The organism is Pseudochryseolinea flava (genome assembly GCF_003286915.1).
Lineage (GTDB): Bacteria > Bacteroidota > Bacteroidia > Cytophagales > Cyclobacteriaceae > Ohtaekwangia > Ohtaekwangia flava.
Genome location: NZ_QMFY01000009.1, coordinates 24,023 through 41,822, shown reverse-complemented (window position 1 = coordinate 41,822; position 17,800 = coordinate 24,023). Strand labels below are relative to the sequence as shown.

Below are 17,800 nucleotides of genomic sequence, written 5' to 3'. Positions count from 1 at the left end.
TTAATTGACGTGTTAAGTACTCACGAATGCTCATCAACTCTCGCCCGCCATTAGCAGAACGCATGCGACCAACCTCATTAGAGGCATTGGTGGGGCAAGAGCATTTAACAGGACCTAGCGGGGTTATCCGGCGAGCTATTCAAACTGGCAATGTTCCTTCGATGATTTTGTGGGGACCTCCCGGGGTGGGAAAAACGACGATCGCAAATATCATCGCCAATGAAGTAAAGAAACCGTTTCACATCTTGAGCGCTGTGAGTGCCGGTGTGAAAGATGTACGAGAAGTAATCGAAAAAGCGAAACTATCACCGCGTTCAATACTATTCATTGACGAAATTCATCGGTTTAATAAATCACAACAAGATGCGCTACTTGGCGCAGTTGAGAAAGGAACGATAACACTGATCGGCGCTACCACTGAAAATCCATCTTTCGAAGTAAACTCGGCGTTACTGTCTCGATGCCAAGTTTATACCCTGAAAGCACTGGAAGAAACGCAGCTACTCAAACTAGTACAGCAAGCATTAACCAATGATGTCGAACTAAAGGATCGAACAATTGAGATCAAAGAACATCAAGCCATGCTGAACATATCAGGTGGCGATGGCAGAAAATTATTGAATCTTCTTGATCTCATCACCGAGTCTATCCAGGGCGATATAGAGATTACCGATGGCCTTGTGATGGAACTTGCGCAAAAGCATATTGCTATTTACGACAAGAGCGGAGAGCAGCATTACGACATCATATCCGCCTTCATCAAATCCATTCGCGGCAGCGATCCAAACGCAGCAGTATATTATCTGGCACGCATGATCGAAGGTGGCGAAGATGTAAAATTCATTGCGCGTCGAATGGTGATTCTCGCATCTGAGGATATTGGCAATGCGAACCCAACGGCGTTGATCATGGCAACCAATGTATTTCAAGCAGTAAACATTATAGGATATCCTGAAGCACGAATCATCCTGTCACAATGCGCTATTTATTTAGCAAGTTCGCCGAAGAGCAACGCAAGTTATATGGCAATCGAATCAGCTTTACAGACCGTTCATAGTACCGGCGACCTTCCTGTTCCATTAAGTATCCGGAATGCGCCAACAAAGCTGATGAAAGATTTACAATACGGAAAAAATTATCAGTACGCTCACAGCTTTCAAGGAAATTTTGCACACATGGAGTTCCTGCCTGAAGAAGTAAAAGGAAGTAAATTCTATGACCCTGGCAACAACGCTCGTGAAGACGAACTCAGAAAGTACTTACGTTCGCTCTGGAAAGAAAAATATGGTTATTGACTAGTCCCTCACTAAAATCGTCTCTCCCATCATGCATCAACAGCAAGTCATTTTCGAATCATCTCCGGCGTACATCTTCGTTTGCATTGGACTCGCTGTTAGCATTGCATTCGTACTCTATCGGTGGTCACCTTCGTTTCCTTGGAACAAGAAATGGAATCGTGCGTTGTTTGCACTTCGTTTTTTCCTTGCTTTTTTTCTAATGTTTTTACTTCTCGGTCCAATTGTTAAACAAATCAACAACCTTTTTGAAAAGCCATTGGCCATCATACTGTTCGATAATTCATCATCGGTACATGCAGTAATGGACACTACGAAAGTGAATGACCTTGTTGAGAAAATAAAATCTAGCAGAGAGCAACTTGAAGAGCATGGTTTTGATGTACGCATCGCTGATTTAAACAATGAAACCGAAAACCCTCGGTTTGTAGGCACCACATCAGATTTAAACAATGCACTCCGAAAAGTTTCTATGCGTTATGAAGGCAAGAAGATTGAAAATGTTGTCCTCATCTCAGACGGCATTTACAACACCGGGATATCGCCACTCTATGGCATGCACAACTTTCCAATTCATACAATCGGAGTAGGAGACACGGCACAGCGTACTGACATCAGCATCAAGAATGTCGCTTACAATAAAATCGCATACGAAGGCAATAAATTCCCCTTGCGCATAGAAGTAAATACAAAAAACATTCCTCGCCAACCGATCAAAGTAACGCTAGTTCAACGCGGGAAGATTATTGACCATCAAACAAAAACTTCCCTTGATGGACAGGTTATCACCTACGATTTTCAGCCTACCGCCACAGAACAAGGGTTACAAAAAATTGACATTCAAGTTGACGTAAAGGCAGAAGAATCGAACAAGCGAAACAATTATGCATCGGCATTTATAGAGGTGGTTGAAGGGAAGAAAAAAATATTACTCATTTCACCGAGTCCACATCCAGACATTAAAACATTTCGAGAACTCGTCGAGAAGAATTCCAACTACGAATTTCTAGTTCATATTCCCGGATTAAATGAACAACCGTCTCAAAATCTAGCGCCGGATAAAATCGACCTTGCCATATTCCATCAAGCGCCAGATCAACGCGGAAGAACGCGGGAACTATTTCAGAAATTCATGAGCACAAAAACTTCCCTATTCATCGTGCTCGGTCAACAATCTGATTTAGTCCAGATCGGCAAACAGAAGACACCCATAAAATTTGACAGTCCACCACGTGATTATGATGATGTAACACCAGTTTTGAACGCAGCATTCTCTAATTTCAATTTATCTCCAGAAACGGCGACTATCATCAACGACTATCCCCCAATGTCTGTGCACTTCGGAAGAATTCGTCTTGCTCCAACTGCAACCTCATTATTGTTTCAGCGCGTAGGAAGTTTAAAGACCGAAAAACCGCTGCTAGCAGTTGACATCGTCGGAGATAGAAAGATCGGAGTATTGATGGGCGAGGGCATATGGCGTTGGCAGTTGAATGAATTTGATCGCACTGAAAACAGTACTGCAATTCAAGAAGTGTTCTCCAAGCTTTTTCAATTTCTCACAACAACCGACGACAAACGTAAATTCAGAAGCTATCCAATTCAACAAGAATTCAGTGACACAGAACCAGTCATCTTCGAGAGTCAGGTCTACAACGACATATTCGAACCGATCTACGGAAACTCGATCAAAATCACGGTCACAAACGAGCAAGGACAACAGACAAACTATGCCTATGTTACAAGCCCTGGAAATATTCGATATGAAGTAGGCGGGTTAAAGGAAGGCGTCTACCGGTATAAAGCAAGTACGGCACTAAGCGGAAAGACAGAAGAATTAACAGGAGAGTTTGCAGTGATATCGCCACAAACCGAGCTACAAAATTTGACTGCAGACTTTGACTTACTTAGAAAATTATCAAGCTCGACTGGCGGAAAATTCTTCACCGTTGGTCAAGCCGACGCCGCATTACAACATCTCCAACAAAGTGAGGCACAACAAACCATCCACACAGAAGAGGCATATAATAATCTACTAAATCTAAAATGGATATTCTGGGTCCTCTTAATTTTTGTTAGTGGGGAATGGTTTATTCGAAAATACTTCGGAAGTTATTAGCCATCACTTACCAACTTCTTTACATGACTGCGTGATCGTGCGGGCCATTTATCGGCGTAACAAAGCCGTAAAGTATTACTACGGAATTTCAACTAATTATATCGAACAAAAGATGGAGGGCGGACAAACGTTCCTGAATACTTCAGTCGCACGTTCGTGGTTATTTTAAAGCTAATTTCAGAGACACCTTGCGGAGGCGAAGGAAAATAGTAAGCACGAAATTCTATGGTGCCGAATATAAGGTTCTCATTGCGTGTCCTTATCCCACCGGTGGTGCCCCAATAATAATTTCCTAAACCACTTGCGCTCTCGTTCAATTTCAAAAGTGCATTTTCAAGCGACAAGAATGGCGCGAACCTGAATCCAGCCAGTTTCCATTTTGTAAACAACGTAGTTTCCGTTCGGAGAGAGATACGCTGATAGCCGTACAAGCTATCTGGACGAAATCCTAAAAGCTCATCGTTGAGCGTCAGTAATTCACGAACGTTATTTCTGATAGCCTTCCCGAAGCCCACTTGAAACAGCTGCCTCGCGCGCAAATGTTTTACACTCAATAATCTCGAATAGTGATTTGCTCCCGCAAAGAGAAAAACATCTTCTGCTTTACGATCATTAAAGAAACTTCCAATGCCAACTTCCGCTTCGTAAAAGGCACCTGACTTTCGTACACGCCCTTTTGTAAATGAGGCGCCACTGTAAAATCTATCGAGCCCAAATTCCTTTGCCCAACCGCTCGTTACTGTGAGACTATGACCGTACGGAACATCCTCTGTTCGTCCGAACCCATACAGAAAACGAGTCTTATAAAAATTCTGCTTGTAGAAAGTTAACGACGCTAATAAAAATTTTTGATCATTATAAATCGGACGAAGTTGTTGTTCTGGTTGCTCCGGTTGCCTTCCATAATGCTGTCGAAAAAAACGTATAGCCGCAAATCTTCTATTTCTATCCTTCACGATATTGGAGATACCGAAGTTATAACCCACCCATACATCCTGAATAAGATATTGATAACGACGGAACAGCGAGTCTGGCGCAGCGTACACATTTTTAGACCAATTATTACTTAACTCAAATCCTCCAGCCATTCTGGAGTAAGGGGAAACTAGCGGTCGATCTAAGCGGAGGTAATAAGCGTATTCGTTTTCTTCACCTAGACTTCTACCATTGTCAATCTGGGTGAACCCAACAGTACCGTTGATGAGCGTTCCCCCGATACTCGATTTACGATAGAGCATTCTAAACCCGGTAACAGGTTTTCTATCCACCTCGAATGCGGCGTCAAATTGAACGCGCTGCCCCATACCAAGCAAGTTTGCTTCATAAAGTCCACCTGTAAATTCATCAATAGACCGCGCGGATCCAATACCACTTAAACTAAACACATCTCGTGTAATCACGACAACGTCGACTGAATCCGGTTTGCCCTTAATTGACCGGACGATAATTTTTGAATCTAGAATAAAATCGAGATCACGTAAGTAACGTTCATTGTCGGCCACTTTGTAAGGATTTAGCGGCTTCCCTTCCCTTATAAAGAGATTGTCACGAATAACACTTTCGCGTGTATCGGTGTGTAGTGAGTTCGCCAGTCGTACAATACGATTCTTAAACGTCCGCGCCGTGTCATACATCGTCTTTTCGAATCCAATTCTTTGGATAATGATACGACGGATAATTTTCCCATTATAGCGCATGTATGCACTTTCACTCTTCGTGTTCGTTGTAGTATCCTGGTCTCGTGTAAAAGTGTTGATAACCCGCTGCGAAACTTTACTTTCTAGTATCCGCGTTTTTAGAGAATCTACCTGGGCGTTACTCACCATTGCCATCATGATAAATAGTATGACTAGGAAAATTCTCACAAAAGCGCCATTCATCGAATACAAATTGAACACTTGCAAGCAGTAAAGCAAATCGTCATACCGCATTGCCGGTTCAGTTTAGGAGAAATAATAATGCCAGAGCAAGAGACCTTGAACGAAAGTAGTTTGACCGAAGTATTTAGAAGATAATTCTCGTAAGCCTTCCATGAGGCTAATCTGTGTTGAGTTCAAGTAATAAAAAAAGCCTTGTATAACTACAAGGCTTTTAGGAGTAAAAGATAGGCAACGACTTACTCTCCCAGGTTTTATCCCAGTACCATCAGCGCTGGCGGGCTTAACTGCTCTGTTCGGAATGGGAAGAGGTGATCCCCGCCGCCATAGTCACCTTAAGGTCTTCAGATGATCAACTTATCATCTGGTAATATCTTTGACACGATTGAAAAAAGAATAGAAAGGAAGTAAACAAAATAGTGTAGTGAGTTAAGCAAGCACATAGTAGTTCGTTGCTTTGCCAGTACAACCCTTTTGCAAGATTGTACTGGACTTCGAAGCGTTCGGGTAATTAGTACTGCTCAGCTTTGCCATTTCTGACTTTACACCTGCAGCCTATCAACGTCATCATCTCTGACGTCCCTTAATGGAAGTCTCATCTTGTGGAGGATTTCGCGCTTAGATGCTTTCAGCGCTTATTCCGACCCAACATAGCTACTCGGCGATGCAGCTGACGCCACAACCGATACACCAGCGGTTAGTCCAACCCGGTCCTCTCGTACTAAGGTCAGAGCCACTCAAACTTCCTACGCCCATCACAGATAGGGACCGAACTGTCTCACGACGTTCTGAACCCAGCTCGCGTGCCACTTTAATAGGCGAACAGCCTAACCCTTGGGACCTTCTCCAGCCCCAGGATGTGACGAGCCGACATCGAGGTGCCAAACCTCCCCGTCGATGTGAGCTCTTGGGGGAGATCAGCCTGTTATCCCCAGCGTACCTTTTATCCTTTGAGCGATGGCCCTTCCATACAGAACCACCGGATCACTATATCCAACTTTCGTTCCTGATCGACTTGTCAGTCTCACAGTCAAGCATGCTTATGCTATTGCACTCCACGTACGGTTACCAAGCGTACTGAGCATACCTTTGAAAGCCTCCGATACACTTTCGGAGGCGACCACCCCAGTCAAACTACCCACCACGCACTGTCTCCGCCGAAGGCGGATTAGACATCAGATAAACAAAGGGCGGTATTTCACCGTTGACTCCCCTGAACCTAGCGGCCCAGGATCGACGCCTCCCGCCTATCCTACACATTGTCTACCCAATGTCAATGCGAAGCTATAGTAAAGGTGCATGGGGTCTTTCCGTCCCGTGACGGGTACACGGCATCTTCACCGTGACTACAATTTCACCGAGCTCATGGCTGAGACAGTGCCCAGATCGTTACACCATTCGTGCAGGTCGGAACTTACCCGACAAGGAATTTCGCTACCTTAGGACCGTTATAGTTACGGCCGCCGTTTACTGGGGCTTCAGTTCAAAGCGTCGCCTTGCGGCTAACTTCCCCCCTTAACCTTCCAGCACCGGGCAGGTGTCAGGCCATATACTTCATCTTTCGATTTCGCATAGCCATGTGTTTTTGTTAAACAGTCGCCTGGGCCATTTCTCTGCGACCTCCTAGCAAGCTAGGGAGGCACCCCTTTTCCCGAAGTTACAGGGTTAATTTGCCTAGTTCCTTAGCCATGGATCACTCGAGCACCTTAGGATCTTCTCCTCGACTACCTGTGTCGGTTTACGGTACGGGTACCATATCAATATGCTTAGGGGGTTTTCTTGGAAGTCTGCTTACGTTCTCTATCACTTTGGCCGAAGCCTCTGTGTACTGTTGGGTTTCAGCAAAACAAGCGGATTTACCTACTCGTCCTATACCTACACCTTTTAACGCCCACATTCGTCCGGGCGCGGAACTTTCACTCCTCCGTCACCCCATCGCTCAATACGGTAGTACTGGAATATTAACCAGTTGGCCATCACGTTCGCCTCTCGGCTTACGCTTAGGACCCGACTTACCCGCGGTTGATTAACATTGCCGCGGAACCCTTAGTCTTTCGGTGGGCAGGTTTCTCGCCTGCCTTGTCGTTACTTATGCCTACATTTGCTTTTCTAACTGCTCCACACCACATTACCATGATGCTTCGCCGCTGTTAGAATGCTCCCCTACCACTTAGCATTGCTGCTAAATCCTGAGCTTCGGTACTACACTTGATGCCCGATTATTATCGATGCTCTGTCGCTCGACCAGTGAGCTGTTACGCACTCTTTAAATGAATTGCTGCTTCCAAGCAAACATCCTGGCTGTCTAAGCAACTGAACCGCCTTAGTTCAACTTAGTGTAGATTTTGGGACCTTAGCTGCAGGTCTGGGTTCTTTCCCTCTCGGACACGGACCTTAGCACCCATGCCCTCATTGCAGAGTATATTTTATACCATTCGGAGTTCATCAGGATTTGGTAGGATGTGACTCCCCCTAGTCCTATTGGTAGCTCTACCTGTATAAAACTCAACCTCCACACTGTTCCTAAAAACATTTCGGGGAGTACGAGCTATTTCTCAGTTTGATTAGCCTTTCACCCCTACCCTCAGTTCATCCAAAAACTTTTCAACGTTTACTAGTTCGGACCTCCATCCCGTGTTACCGGAACTTCATCCTGACCAAGGGTAGATCACAAAGTTTCGCGTCTACTCCCACTGACTATGCGCCCTATTCAGACTCGCTTTCGCTCCGGCTGCGCAAGTTTACTTGCTTAACCTCGCCAGTGACAGTAACTCGTAGGCTCATTATGCAAAAGGCACGCCGTCACTCGATTACCGAGCTCCGACCGCTTGTAGGCGTACGGTTTCAGGTTCTATTTCACCCCGTTGTTCACGGTTCTTTTCACCTTTCCTTCACAGTACTGGTTCACTATCGGTCTCTCAGGAGTATTTAGCCTTACCAGATGGTGCTGGCAAATTCAAACGGGGCGTCTCCGACCCCGCCCTACTCAGGATACCACTACGTAACACTAATTTACTCTTACAGGGCTCTCACCTTCTATGGCCGGCTTTCCCACGCCGTTCAAATTAATAGTGTAGTCGATGTTATGGTCCTATAACCCCGATCCAGCCGTAACTGAACCGGTTTGGGCTCTTGCGCGTTCGCTCGCCACTACTTGCGCAATCACTAGATTGTTTTCTCCTCCTCCAGGTACTTAGATGTTTCAGTTCCCTGGGTTTGCTCACCTTGCGGTGTATCATACCTTCAGTATGATGGGTTGCCCCATTCGGAAATCTTCGGATCAATTTCTATTTGCGAATCCCCGAAGCTTATCGCAGCTTATCACGTCCTTCTTCGCCTCTGAGAGCCTAGGCATTCCCCGTACGCCCTTCATTACTTCTTTTAACGAATTCTTTACACCTAATCCTCTATTTCTAGAGTTTGGGATTTTCCTATGTGCTCGCTCTTTAAATATTGTACATGTATATTATGATGCTATCGCATATACACGCCCACTACCTAGATCAATATCTCTCGATATCAATCGCTATTTTCTTTACTTTTTACTACTCTTTTCTCAATATGTCAATGAACTCTTCTGTACACTTATTCCCGACAATGTGACCGGAGGTGGCTCACCTCTGATGGCCCGATCGCGGAGCGTACTTCGTTGATAATTCAGCGTTAGCCGTTTTACCTCTTTCAATTTTTCAATTCACTGTTATCCAACTGATGAACAGCGTTTTCTTTTTCACTTTCCGCTTTAAGCTTTCACTTTTAAGCTCCTTAAGTGGAGAATATCGGAGTCGAACCGATGACCTCCTGCTTGCAAAGCAGGCGCTCTAGCCAGCTGAGCTAATCCCCCTGATTGTTTCCTTCCGGTGCTCTTTCACGCACTGCCCTTTCTTTACGCTACCAACTTCTTCCAGTGATTAATCACTTATGAAGCTTTAAGCGTAGGCGTGGGCCTGCGTGGACTCGAACCACGGACCTCTACATTATCAGTGTAGCGCTCTAACCACCTGAGCTACAAGCCCGGATTGTTTGTCCTTCTATTCCTCAAATAAATCTCGAATAACGTAATTGATAGCGGACCATTTAAGGTCTTGCAGAGTTAAGGTTATCTGTGTCACTCTTGAGTGACATCCAGAAAGGAGGTGTTCCAGCCGCACCTTCCGGTACGGCTACCTTGTTACGACTTAGCGCCAGTCATCGGTTTAACCCTAAACAGCGTCTTACAACAACTGTCTTCAGGTCCTCCCAACTTCCATCGCTTGACGGGCGGTGTGTACAAGGTCCGGGAACGTATTCACCGCGCCATTGCTGATGCGCGATTACTAGCGATTCCAACTTCATGCAGGCGAGTTGCAGCCTGCAATCCGAACTGAGACGTACTTTTTGTGATTGGCTCGCTATCGCTAGCTGGCAACACTTTGTATACGCCATTGTAGCACGTGTGTAGCCCTGGACGTAAGGGCCATGATGACCTGACGTCATCCCCTCCTTCCTCTCTGCTTGCGCAGGCAGTCTTCTTAGAGTCCCCACCATGACATGCTGGCAACTAAGAATAAGGGTTGCGCTCGTTGCGGGACTTAACCCAACACCTCACGGCACGAGCTGACGACGGCCATGCAGCACCTTGCTCCTTGTCCTTGCGGAAAAATCCATCTCTGGATCGGTCAAGGGCATTCTAGTCCAGGTAAGGTTCCTCGCGTATCATCGAATTAAACCACATGCTCCACCGCTTGTGCGGACCCCCGTCAATTCCTTTGAGTTTCACCGTTGCCGGCGTACTCCCCAGGTGGATTACTTATCGCTTTCGCTTGGCCGCGTACTGTATATCGCACACAGCGAGTAATCAACGTTTACAGTGTGGACTACCAGGGTATCTAATCCTGTTTGATCCCCACACTTTCGTGCCTCAGCGTCAGTTGTAGCCTAGTAAGCTGTCTTCACTATCGGTGTTCTTGACGATATCTAAGCATTTCACCGCTACACCGTCAATTCCGCCTACTTCGACTACACTCCAGTCTTCCAGTATCAATGCCACCCCTCCAGTTAAGCTGGAGTATTTCAGCACTGACTTAAAAGACCGCCTACGCACCCTTTAAACCCAATAAATCCGGACAACGCTTGCCACCTACGTATTACCGCGGCTGCTGGCACGTAGTTAGCCGTGGCTTATTCACCAGGTACCTTCAATTAAGCGCGCACGCTCATTTTATCCCCTGGCAAAAGCAGTTTACAACCCATAAGGCCTTCTTCCTGCACGCGGCATGGCTGGTTCAGACTTGCATCCATTGACCAATATTCCCTACTGCTGCCTCCCGTAGGAGTCTGGCCCGTATCTCAGTGCCAGTGTGGGGGATCAACCTCTCAGTTCCCCTACTGATCATCGTCTTGGTGGTCCGTTACACCGCCAACTAACTAATCAGACGCATGCCCATCCTTTACCACCGGAGTTTTAATAATCAAATGATGCCATTCAATTATACCACGGCGGGTTAATTCGAGTTTCCCCGAGCTATCCGCCTGTAAAGGGTAGGTTGCATACGTGTTACGCACCCGTACGTCACTCTCATATCATATTGCTATAATATTTACCGTTCGACTTGCATGTATTAGGCCTGCCGCTAGCGTTCATCCTGAGCCAGGATCAAACTCTCCATTGTAATAATCTTTATCCATCAGTTACCCGATGAACCGGTTAGTGTTGTCCATCCACTTTCGCAGATCGGATTCCTAACCCAATAGGTGTCTGTCCTTAACTCCTAGATCTTTTATTAAAGAATCGTTAAGACTTTCATTTTATTGAGTGTCTTCTTGACGACCACAAACACTTTTCAGTATTTGCTGGTCCGCTATCAATTATCAGTCATTCAAAGAACATTTTAACGCTCCGCTTATCACAAGCTTCCTGTTAACTGTGGCTGTACATTACTTCCGTAATTCACATCCTCTTTCCATTCTATATCGCCGTTTCCGCTTCCCGTTTTCGGCGCCCTGTTTCGTTTTGGGAGTGCAAAGGTAGTAGCTTTTTTTCTCTTTGCAAGTCGTTCGGTAAAATATTTTTTTTCTTTTTTTTCCGAACCTCCATTCTCTCAATCCTAAACCCCTCTCTTCTAAAGGGCCTCAAAAGTAGTAGGAGGAATTAGACCTGCAAAAGATCTTGCAAAAAACTTATCCACAAAATTGAAATTGTTTTCAATCATGGACACAGTAATACTGTAAAGCTTTAAGAATCAGCTCTTAGGTTTTTTATATAATGGTACTGTGCTGCACGGCTCTCCGAACATCAAACTTGCAGCAAAAGGTTGAAGAGAACGCGTTACATCAATATAGATAGCAGCAGGTACCAAAACTTTGCTGCAGCCTTTCACTACAATCTTAGCATTTTGATACTGTGTCCAGTCAATTGTGCCCAATGTTCTTCTGAAAATCTCCGTTTCTAGTTCTTCGAGCGTACCAAAAACAAAAAATTTCGCATACGGCGCCAACGCTATGGCTACTAGCATGAACGCCCACTGCGGAACAATGGCATCGGCAGTACAAGTAATGGCGACATATTTGTTTTTATACTGAGACCAATCATGTTGTTTGATAAAATCTCGGAAATCTTTTTCCTTCAAGATGAGCTCTTGGAAAAGTTGATGGCGAATATCGATTACAACGCGCTCACCGGGCTGGTAATAATCTTCCAGATTAAAAGTTATCAGCCCACTATTAACAACACGGTTTATGATTGGATCTTCCATTGCATTCTCAACATTATCAAGTGTCGCTTTGTTCAAGACGTAGCAGGTTTCTTGATCATGAACTCTTTCAAATAAAACGGCTCGAATAACGCTAAGTCTTCGAATTCGTTTATCCTAAATTTCTCGGCTGCCATTTCACCTAACGTAACCGCGCTCGGATGAACATCGCTAAGGAATACAGCATCGGCATGTTTAATGGTATTAGCACATTTCATTGCACCGCTGCCGAAGAATATTATCGGTTGATTTGTGAACTCCAAAAAGGAATACGCATCGATAATCTTGGCTTCAACTGGCGCGACTATCTTTCCGTCCGAACCTACTACCAGGCAGTACACTTCCATCCGTCGTGCATCAATCATTGGACAAAGGAGCGCTTTCCGTGGATTATACTTATTTATTTGTCTGGCCATAACAGTCAAAGTATCTATCGCGATTAACGGTATCCCAAGTGCAAAACACAATCCTTTAGCAGTCGACGTTCCAATACGCAGTCCTGTATACGAGCCTGGGCCGGCCGTAACAGCAACCGCATTTAATGCAGTTCGGTCAACGTTGGCGCGCTTCAACACACTATCGATCATCAATGCAAGTTGTGTGGCTTGTGTTTGTGGAATACGAATCTCTTCAGATACCAGTAGTTCAACACCATTGTGGAGCGCAACTGAACAAACTGTCGTCGAGGTCTCGATACTTAAAATAAAGGGCATTACTGTGGTGCAAGAATTTTTTTATACGCCGCAGGACTATTCAAGATTTTTCTTGCTTCCAGAACAGCTTTATCACGATGGAGGGAAATGTCAGCTTGACCTTCATTCAATTCATAATCGAATGCAATGTTTTCTTCCAAGATCAATGAAATTTCAGCCTTGAAACGCACAAGGTCGGTTGACTTACTCGTTTCAATAGTATTCTTCAGATTATTAAGTTGCGACTCAAGTTCTGAGTAATAGCGTTCCTGTTTGGCAGTTTCTATTAATTGCTTGGTATTCCTTTCTAGCGGTGTGGCATACGTGAATTTGTTTTCTTTTAAGAAAGCTAAAAACTTATCGTACTCGGCGTCCGATAATTTAAAGTTTTTCAAGTCTGCAGGCTTGGCATGCTCGGCAGCGTATCGACTGGCATATTCAAATACCAGCCCAGAACTTATCAAAGCGGAGGTTACCGATCCAATGTACTCGCTGTCGGATTCAACATCAGGATCCAGTCCGCCTCCATCATATACCTTTCGGCCGTTTCTTGTTTTGAAGGTCGCTTTCAATGAATCCGCAAAACGTTCTACGGTTCCATCTGCTTTACGATGTGCATAGTCAAGTGCTTGGATACAACGACCGCTTGGGATATAATATTTTGCCGTCGTTACTTTTAATTGTGTGTTATAAGCCAGAGGACGTGTTGTTTGTACGAGCCCTTTGCCAAATGTTTTCTTTCCGATCAAAACGGCCCGGTCATAGTCTTGCAACGATCCGGCAACAATCTCGGAAGCTGAGGCACTCCCCTCGCTAACCAATACAACCATTGGTATCTCGGTGTCAACAGGATTGTTGAGCGTGTTATACGACTTGTTCCAATCTTCAACCTTCCCTTTGGTCGATACCACTTCCTGTCCTTTCGGAATAAATACGCTGACAATGTTTATCGCTTCATGAAGAAGCCCCCCTGGGTTTTCGCGCAGGTCGAGAATTATCTTTTTAGCACCTTGCTCTTTTAACTTCACCAATGCGTCAGCAACTTCCTTAGAAGCTCCAGGGGTGAAGTCATCTAATCGCATGTAACCAATCGAAGGCTCTACCATCCCATAATAAGCAAGGTTTGTGATGCTGATTTTTTCACGCTTAATCTTAAAACTGATAGGGTCTTTCTGCCCAAAGCGCTTCACTTTAATCTCCAGGTCGGTTTTCGGTTGCCCTTTTAACATCGCACTGACATCGGACGTGGACTTTCCGCGCATGTCTTTTCCATCGATAGAAATAATTTCATCGCCAACTTTGATTCCCGCACGATACGCTGGGAAATTACGGTACGGGTGAGTAATCACTGTCCGTTCATTTACAACGCCGATTAAAGCACCAATCCCACCGTACTGGCCGGTCGTACTGATTCGAAACGATTCTATTTCATCTTCAGGAATATAATCTGTGTATGGATCGAGAGACTCAAGCATTCCATCAATGCTCTTACGAATCAACTTTTGCGGCTCGACTTCATCGACGTAATACGCGTTAACCTCTTTAAAGAGCGTAGCAAAAATGTCGAGGCTTTTGGCGATATCGAAATACTTTTCTGCAGGTTTCCGAAAAGAAAAAGCTACCCCGACAAGGACGGTAGCGATTACAAGCCATTTAATTCGTCTCCACATAGTCTTAGTCGTTGAGGTTGGGCAAGTCGGCGAACTTGAAAAAATGCCTAAGTAAAGATAACCGATACAGTATCAAGTTTGAAGACGCTGTAAGCAAAATTGTTTTTATGAACGATTATGGGCGGCTTTAGGGATCTTTTTAAGAACAGAAAGCAAACGACTTTTTAATTCTTCAAAGGGCAGAATCTCCTTGTGCGCGTAAACGAACGCAGCAGTCAAATTTGGTTGGGACGGAAGTACACTCTTTTGGAGGCGATACGCTTCGCGCGTTCGACGTTTGATAAGGTTTCGATCTACCGCTTTTTTGAAATTGCGGGTAGACACAGAAACCATAATTTGATGACCGATATCGGGGCCATGCTGCCCTACACTGGGCATAACATACACCTTGAATGGGAACAAATAAAAAGAGGAACCCTTGGCAAAGAGTTCCTGAATATGTTTTTCGCGGTGTAGTCTTTCCGATTTACTGAGTGAATACTTACCCATTAGAGATCAATATAGGAAAATCTCTTTCGGGGTTTTCACGACCGGAAGGGACTATTTACGCTTTGAAGTTTTTTCGTCAGAAACCGTAAGTTTCTTGCGGCCTTTCTTTCTACGAGAAGCCAATACGCGACGGCCGTTGGCAGATGCCATTCTTTCACGGAAACCGTGCTTGTTCTTTCTCTTTCTGCGCGAAGGTTGGTAAGTGCGTTTCATTTCTTTAGTCCGTTTAGCCTAAAAATTTTTAGGGCTGCAAAGATGATCAGGATTTACGGGATTTACAATACTATTCTCCCAATTATCACCACAGCACTTTATATTCGATTGATTTTGAGATATTTAATGGGAGGCAAGATCGGTTAAAACCTGCTTCATCTCCGTTGTTTCTAACCTTGGGCCCCATTGCGCCACGACTCTTGAAGATGCCAGCGACGCCAGCTTTCCAGAATCTGCGAAACTGTGCTGGTGGGTAATTCCGAACAAAAAAGCCCCCGCAAACATGTCGCCGGCGCCATTTGTGTCAACAGCCTTTACTTTGTAAGGCTCAATTTGCACAAACGTATCGCCATCAAAAATCAGGGCTCCATTCGCCCCTAAAGTAATGACGAACCGTTTCGCTATTTTTTTCAACGCTTCACGGGCTTCGTTCACCGTTGCAGTACCTGTAAAAATCATCGCCTCCTCGTCATTACAAAACAGCAAGTCTACACCAGCACCAACAATTTCTCTCATCTGGTCTCCAAAATATTTGACCATACTTGGATCAGAGAACGTTAACGCCACGTGCACATTATTTTTTTCAGCTAAACGCTTTGTTTCTTTCATCGCTAGCAGTCCATTGGGACTGGCAACGAGATACCCCTCCATATATACATATGTCGACGCTGCGATTGCAGACTCATCAATATGTTCCTGTGAAAAATCTGAATTGATACCAAGGAATGTATTCATGGTACGTAACGCATCGGGTGATGTCATTACCAGGCAGCGACCGGTATGTCCATCAGGGCAGTTATTATGGACCAATGCCGTATCGATGCCATTTTTTTTGAGATCGTCGATGAAGAATTTTCCAAGTTCGTCATTTGCAACCAGGCATGAATAAAATCCGCTACCGCCAAACTGACTTAAAGCTGCCACTGTGTTTCCTGCGCTACCACCGCCTGATATGCGGCTTTTTTTCATGTCGATAACTTTCATCAGAGACTGCTGACGTTCTTCGTCAACCAAGGTCATTACACCCTTCTCTATATTGTTATCCGTAAAAAACGGGTAATCTACCTCAGTAACTATATCGACAATTGCATTACCAACTGCATAAACATCATATTTTTTCATAACAGGAAAAATTTGGCTGCAATGATAATAAATAGCCAGGAAGTTTAGCGTATATTCATATTTTACTCATCAATACGGCGCTTTTTCCCTTAAGCCGTATTCACTCCCGGTGCAAATCTTCTTCCCTCTCCACTCCGGGTCCACTCTCCCTCCACTCCTTGTCCACTCTGGGTTCGGTCTAGGTTCGGTCTAGATTCGGTCTAGGTTCGGTCTAGGTTTGCTCTAGGTATCGTAGACTTTAGGAAGTCCTTACTGGGACGTCTGTGTGCGAATGGCTACCATTTGAACTCACACGCTATTAACATCTAATTCCATTCAATAACTCTATTAGGTGGGCACAGGCCAAAAACCCGGTAGCCAAAGTCAACTAGTATTTCGTCGGCGAAGTCACTAAATTCATTCTCCCGAAAAATTTCAGCTAACATTTCGTTTAACTGTTCCTTAGAAACGATGCCCTTGAATGGCATTGCTACGTCAACAATATCAGCATAGCTTTCCTGGAAGTTTTTGTCCGTAACCGAATTCAAAAACTCAAGGATTTTCGATTTCATTAATTCCCTGTTTGAATGCTCCATTGTTCCATTTTGGTCGAGTGTTTCGAACGTTATCCTGATATATACACCTAATAAACCTAGTCTGCCTATGGATTTCGCTGGATATTTAATGTCATTTTGTACTTCCTTGCACGATCTGGATAGTCTGTTATAAATCCATCTACCCCCATTCCTTTCAGGGCGAGCATGTCGGCGGTTTCATTGACTGTCCATGGAATGACACGAATTTTTTTCCGATGGAGGTGAGTCACTTTATCCTTATTGAGAAGCTTATAGTATGGGCTGTAAATAGAAGGATTGAACCCAAGGTCGGCAAGATTTGCATCGATCGACTTAATATTCTCAACGAGTGCTGCCAACCTCACCTCAGGATATTTTTCATGCCAATACCGCAATACTCGGAAATCAAAACTTTGGATAACTACCCTTTCCATTGGGAGATATTCATCCAATAGCGTATAAACGATGTCGCTATATTCCTGCACTGTAGGATGAAATTTAGAATCACCATCTGGAGACGATTTGATTTCTATATTATAATCGACCTCGTAGGTAGAATAATTTTTGATATGATTTTCAACAGCTACGATGACGTCCTCCAGCAAAGGCTTCGACACCACGATTTTCTCCTGCTGCGGAAATTTTTCATGCACCTTTGAACCACAATCAAACTGACGGACATTATCGTACGTCATCTGATAGATATTGTACCGTTTTTCTTCTTTTTCGCCAAAGGCTTTACCATTGATATCCAAACATATATTGGAAGACATCCAAGGTTCATGTGATAGAACAACGCGTTTGTCCTTCGTGATAACGACATCCATCTCAAGGGTGGTCACACCAGAATCTAAAGCGAGTAGGAATGCTGGAATAGTATTTTCTGGTTTTAAACCTCGCGCGCCACGATGGCCTTGCACATCAAATTTCGGAATGTATTGTGCTTGAATACCTGTAGCCATGGCTGAAAGAAATAAAACAATCCAATATTTTCTCATGTATGAATAAAAGATAAGACTTTCAAATATCTAACATCCA

General features: G+C 44.5%; 11 protein-coding genes, 2 tRNA genes and 3 rRNA genes. 2 read left to right on the top strand and 14 right to left on the bottom strand.

Annotation, left to right across the window (positions count from 1 at the left end):
• Positions 1–26 precede the first annotated feature (26 nt).
• Together DQQ10_RS16945 and DQQ10_RS16940 are read left to right on the top strand one after the other, a co-directional pair.
• Positions 27–1,295, top strand: a complete 1,269-nt coding sequence (locus DQQ10_RS16945) for a replication-associated recombination protein A (protein ID WP_112748084.1) — start codon at positions 27–29, stop codon at positions 1,293–1,295.
• Between the two features lie 31 nt (positions 1,296–1,326).
• Complete coding sequence (locus DQQ10_RS16940; RefSeq protein WP_112748083.1) at positions 1,327–3,414, top strand: hypothetical protein; 2,088 nt, start codon at positions 1,327–1,329, stop codon at positions 3,412–3,414.
• A gap of 92 nt (positions 3,415–3,506) precedes the next feature.
• Here DQQ10_RS16940 and DQQ10_RS16935 read toward each other — a convergent pair whose 3' ends face one another.
• The 14 genes from DQQ10_RS16935 to DQQ10_RS16870 form a co-directional block, all read right to left on the bottom strand.
• Positions 3,507–5,345, bottom strand: coding sequence for a BamA/TamA family outer membrane protein (locus DQQ10_RS16935; RefSeq protein ID WP_133259684.1), 1,839 nt, complete (start codon positions 5,343–5,345; stop codon positions 3,507–3,509).
• A gap of 172 nt (positions 5,346–5,517) precedes the next feature.
• A 5S ribosomal RNA gene (gene rrf, locus DQQ10_RS16930) occupies positions 5,518–5,629 on the bottom strand.
• A gap of 153 nt (positions 5,630–5,782) precedes the next feature.
• Positions 5,783–8,673, bottom strand: a 23S ribosomal RNA gene (locus DQQ10_RS16925).
• Between the two features lie 388 nt (positions 8,674–9,061).
• Positions 9,062–9,135, bottom strand: a tRNA-Ala gene (locus DQQ10_RS16920).
• Positions 9,136–9,233: 98 nt separating this feature from the next.
• A tRNA-Ile gene (locus DQQ10_RS16915) sits at positions 9,234–9,307 on the bottom strand.
• 113 nt (positions 9,308–9,420) lie between these two features.
• Positions 9,421–10,942 (bottom strand): 16S ribosomal RNA (locus DQQ10_RS16910).
• Together the 16S, 23S and 5S rRNA genes with 2 tRNA genes alongside form the textbook arrangement of a ribosomal RNA operon.
• A gap of 570 nt (positions 10,943–11,512) precedes the next feature.
• Complete coding sequence (locus DQQ10_RS16905) at positions 11,513–12,061, bottom strand: DUF2480 family protein (protein WP_317047951.1); 549 nt, start codon at positions 12,059–12,061, stop codon at positions 11,513–11,515.
• Positions 12,058–12,735 carry a tRNA (adenosine(37)-N6)-threonylcarbamoyltransferase complex dimerization subunit type 1 TsaB gene (gene tsaB, locus DQQ10_RS16900; protein WP_112748081.1) on the bottom strand — a complete coding sequence of 226 codons (678 nt, stop codon included), beginning with the start codon at positions 12,733–12,735 and terminating at the stop codon, positions 12,058–12,060. The genes DQQ10_RS16905 and tsaB overlap by 4 nt, the downstream gene beginning before the upstream one ends.
• Positions 12,735–14,384, bottom strand: coding sequence for a S41 family peptidase (locus DQQ10_RS16895; RefSeq protein WP_112748080.1), 1,650 nt, complete (start codon positions 14,382–14,384; stop codon positions 12,735–12,737). Before DQQ10_RS16895 ends, tsaB begins: the two co-directional genes overlap by 1 nt.
• A gap of 105 nt (positions 14,385–14,489) precedes the next feature.
• The gene (rnpA, locus tag DQQ10_RS16890) at positions 14,490–14,873 is read right to left on the bottom strand and encodes a ribonuclease P protein component (protein ID WP_112748079.1); all 384 of its coding nucleotides are present in this window, start codon (positions 14,871–14,873) and stop codon (positions 14,490–14,492) included.
• Positions 14,874–14,924: 51 nt separating this feature from the next.
• Positions 14,925–15,086 (bottom strand): 50S ribosomal protein L34, encoded by a 162-nt coding sequence (rpmH, locus tag DQQ10_RS16885; protein WP_112748078.1) that lies wholly within the window; start codon positions 15,084–15,086, stop codon positions 14,925–14,927.
• A 123-nt stretch (positions 15,087–15,209) separates the two neighbouring features.
• Positions 15,210–16,208, bottom strand: a complete 999-nt coding sequence (locus DQQ10_RS16880; protein WP_112748077.1) for an adenosine kinase — start codon at positions 16,206–16,208, stop codon at positions 15,210–15,212.
• A 305-nt stretch (positions 16,209–16,513) separates the two neighbouring features.
• Positions 16,514–16,759 carry a hypothetical protein gene (locus tag DQQ10_RS16875; protein WP_133259683.1) on the bottom strand — a complete coding sequence of 82 codons (246 nt, stop codon included), beginning with the start codon at positions 16,757–16,759 and terminating at the stop codon, positions 16,514–16,516.
• Between the two features lie 89 nt (positions 16,760–16,848).
• Positions 16,849–17,760, bottom strand: a complete 912-nt coding sequence (locus DQQ10_RS16870) for a glycerophosphodiester phosphodiesterase family protein (RefSeq protein WP_112748075.1) — start codon at positions 17,758–17,760, stop codon at positions 16,849–16,851.
• Between the last annotated feature and the right edge of the window lie 40 nt (positions 17,761–17,800).

Coding starts and splice junctions, on each gene's coding strand:
- rpmH (WP_112748078.1), bottom strand. CDS start 15,086: ATGAAACGCACTTACCAACCTTCGCGCAGAAAGAGAAAGAACAAGCAC.
- DQQ10_RS16880 (WP_112748077.1), bottom strand. CDS start 16,208: ATGAAAAAATATGATGTTTATGCAGTTGGTAATGCAATTGTCGATATA.
- DQQ10_RS16870 (WP_112748075.1), bottom strand. CDS start 17,760: ATGAGAAAATATTGGATTGTTTTATTTCTTTCAGCCATGGCTACAGGT.
- DQQ10_RS16945 (WP_112748084.1), top strand. CDS start 27: ATGCTCATCAACTCTCGCCCGCCATTAGCAGAACGCATGCGACCAACC.
- rnpA (WP_112748079.1), bottom strand. CDS start 14,873: ATGGGTAAGTATTCACTCAGTAAATCGGAAAGACTACACCGCGAAAAA.
- DQQ10_RS16940 (WP_112748083.1), top strand. CDS start 1,327: ATGCATCAACAGCAAGTCATTTTCGAATCATCTCCGGCGTACATCTTC.
- DQQ10_RS16935 (WP_133259684.1), bottom strand. CDS start 5,345: ATGCGGTATGACGATTTGCTTTACTGCTTGCAAGTGTTCAATTTGTAT.
- tsaB (WP_112748081.1), bottom strand. CDS start 12,735: ATGCCCTTTATTTTAAGTATCGAGACCTCGACGACAGTTTGTTCAGTT.
- DQQ10_RS16875 (WP_133259683.1), bottom strand. CDS start 16,759: ATGAAATCGAAAATCCTTGAGTTTTTGAATTCGGTTACGGACAAAAAC.
- DQQ10_RS16895 (WP_112748080.1), bottom strand. CDS start 14,384: ATGTGGAGACGAATTAAATGGCTTGTAATCGCTACCGTCCTTGTCGGG.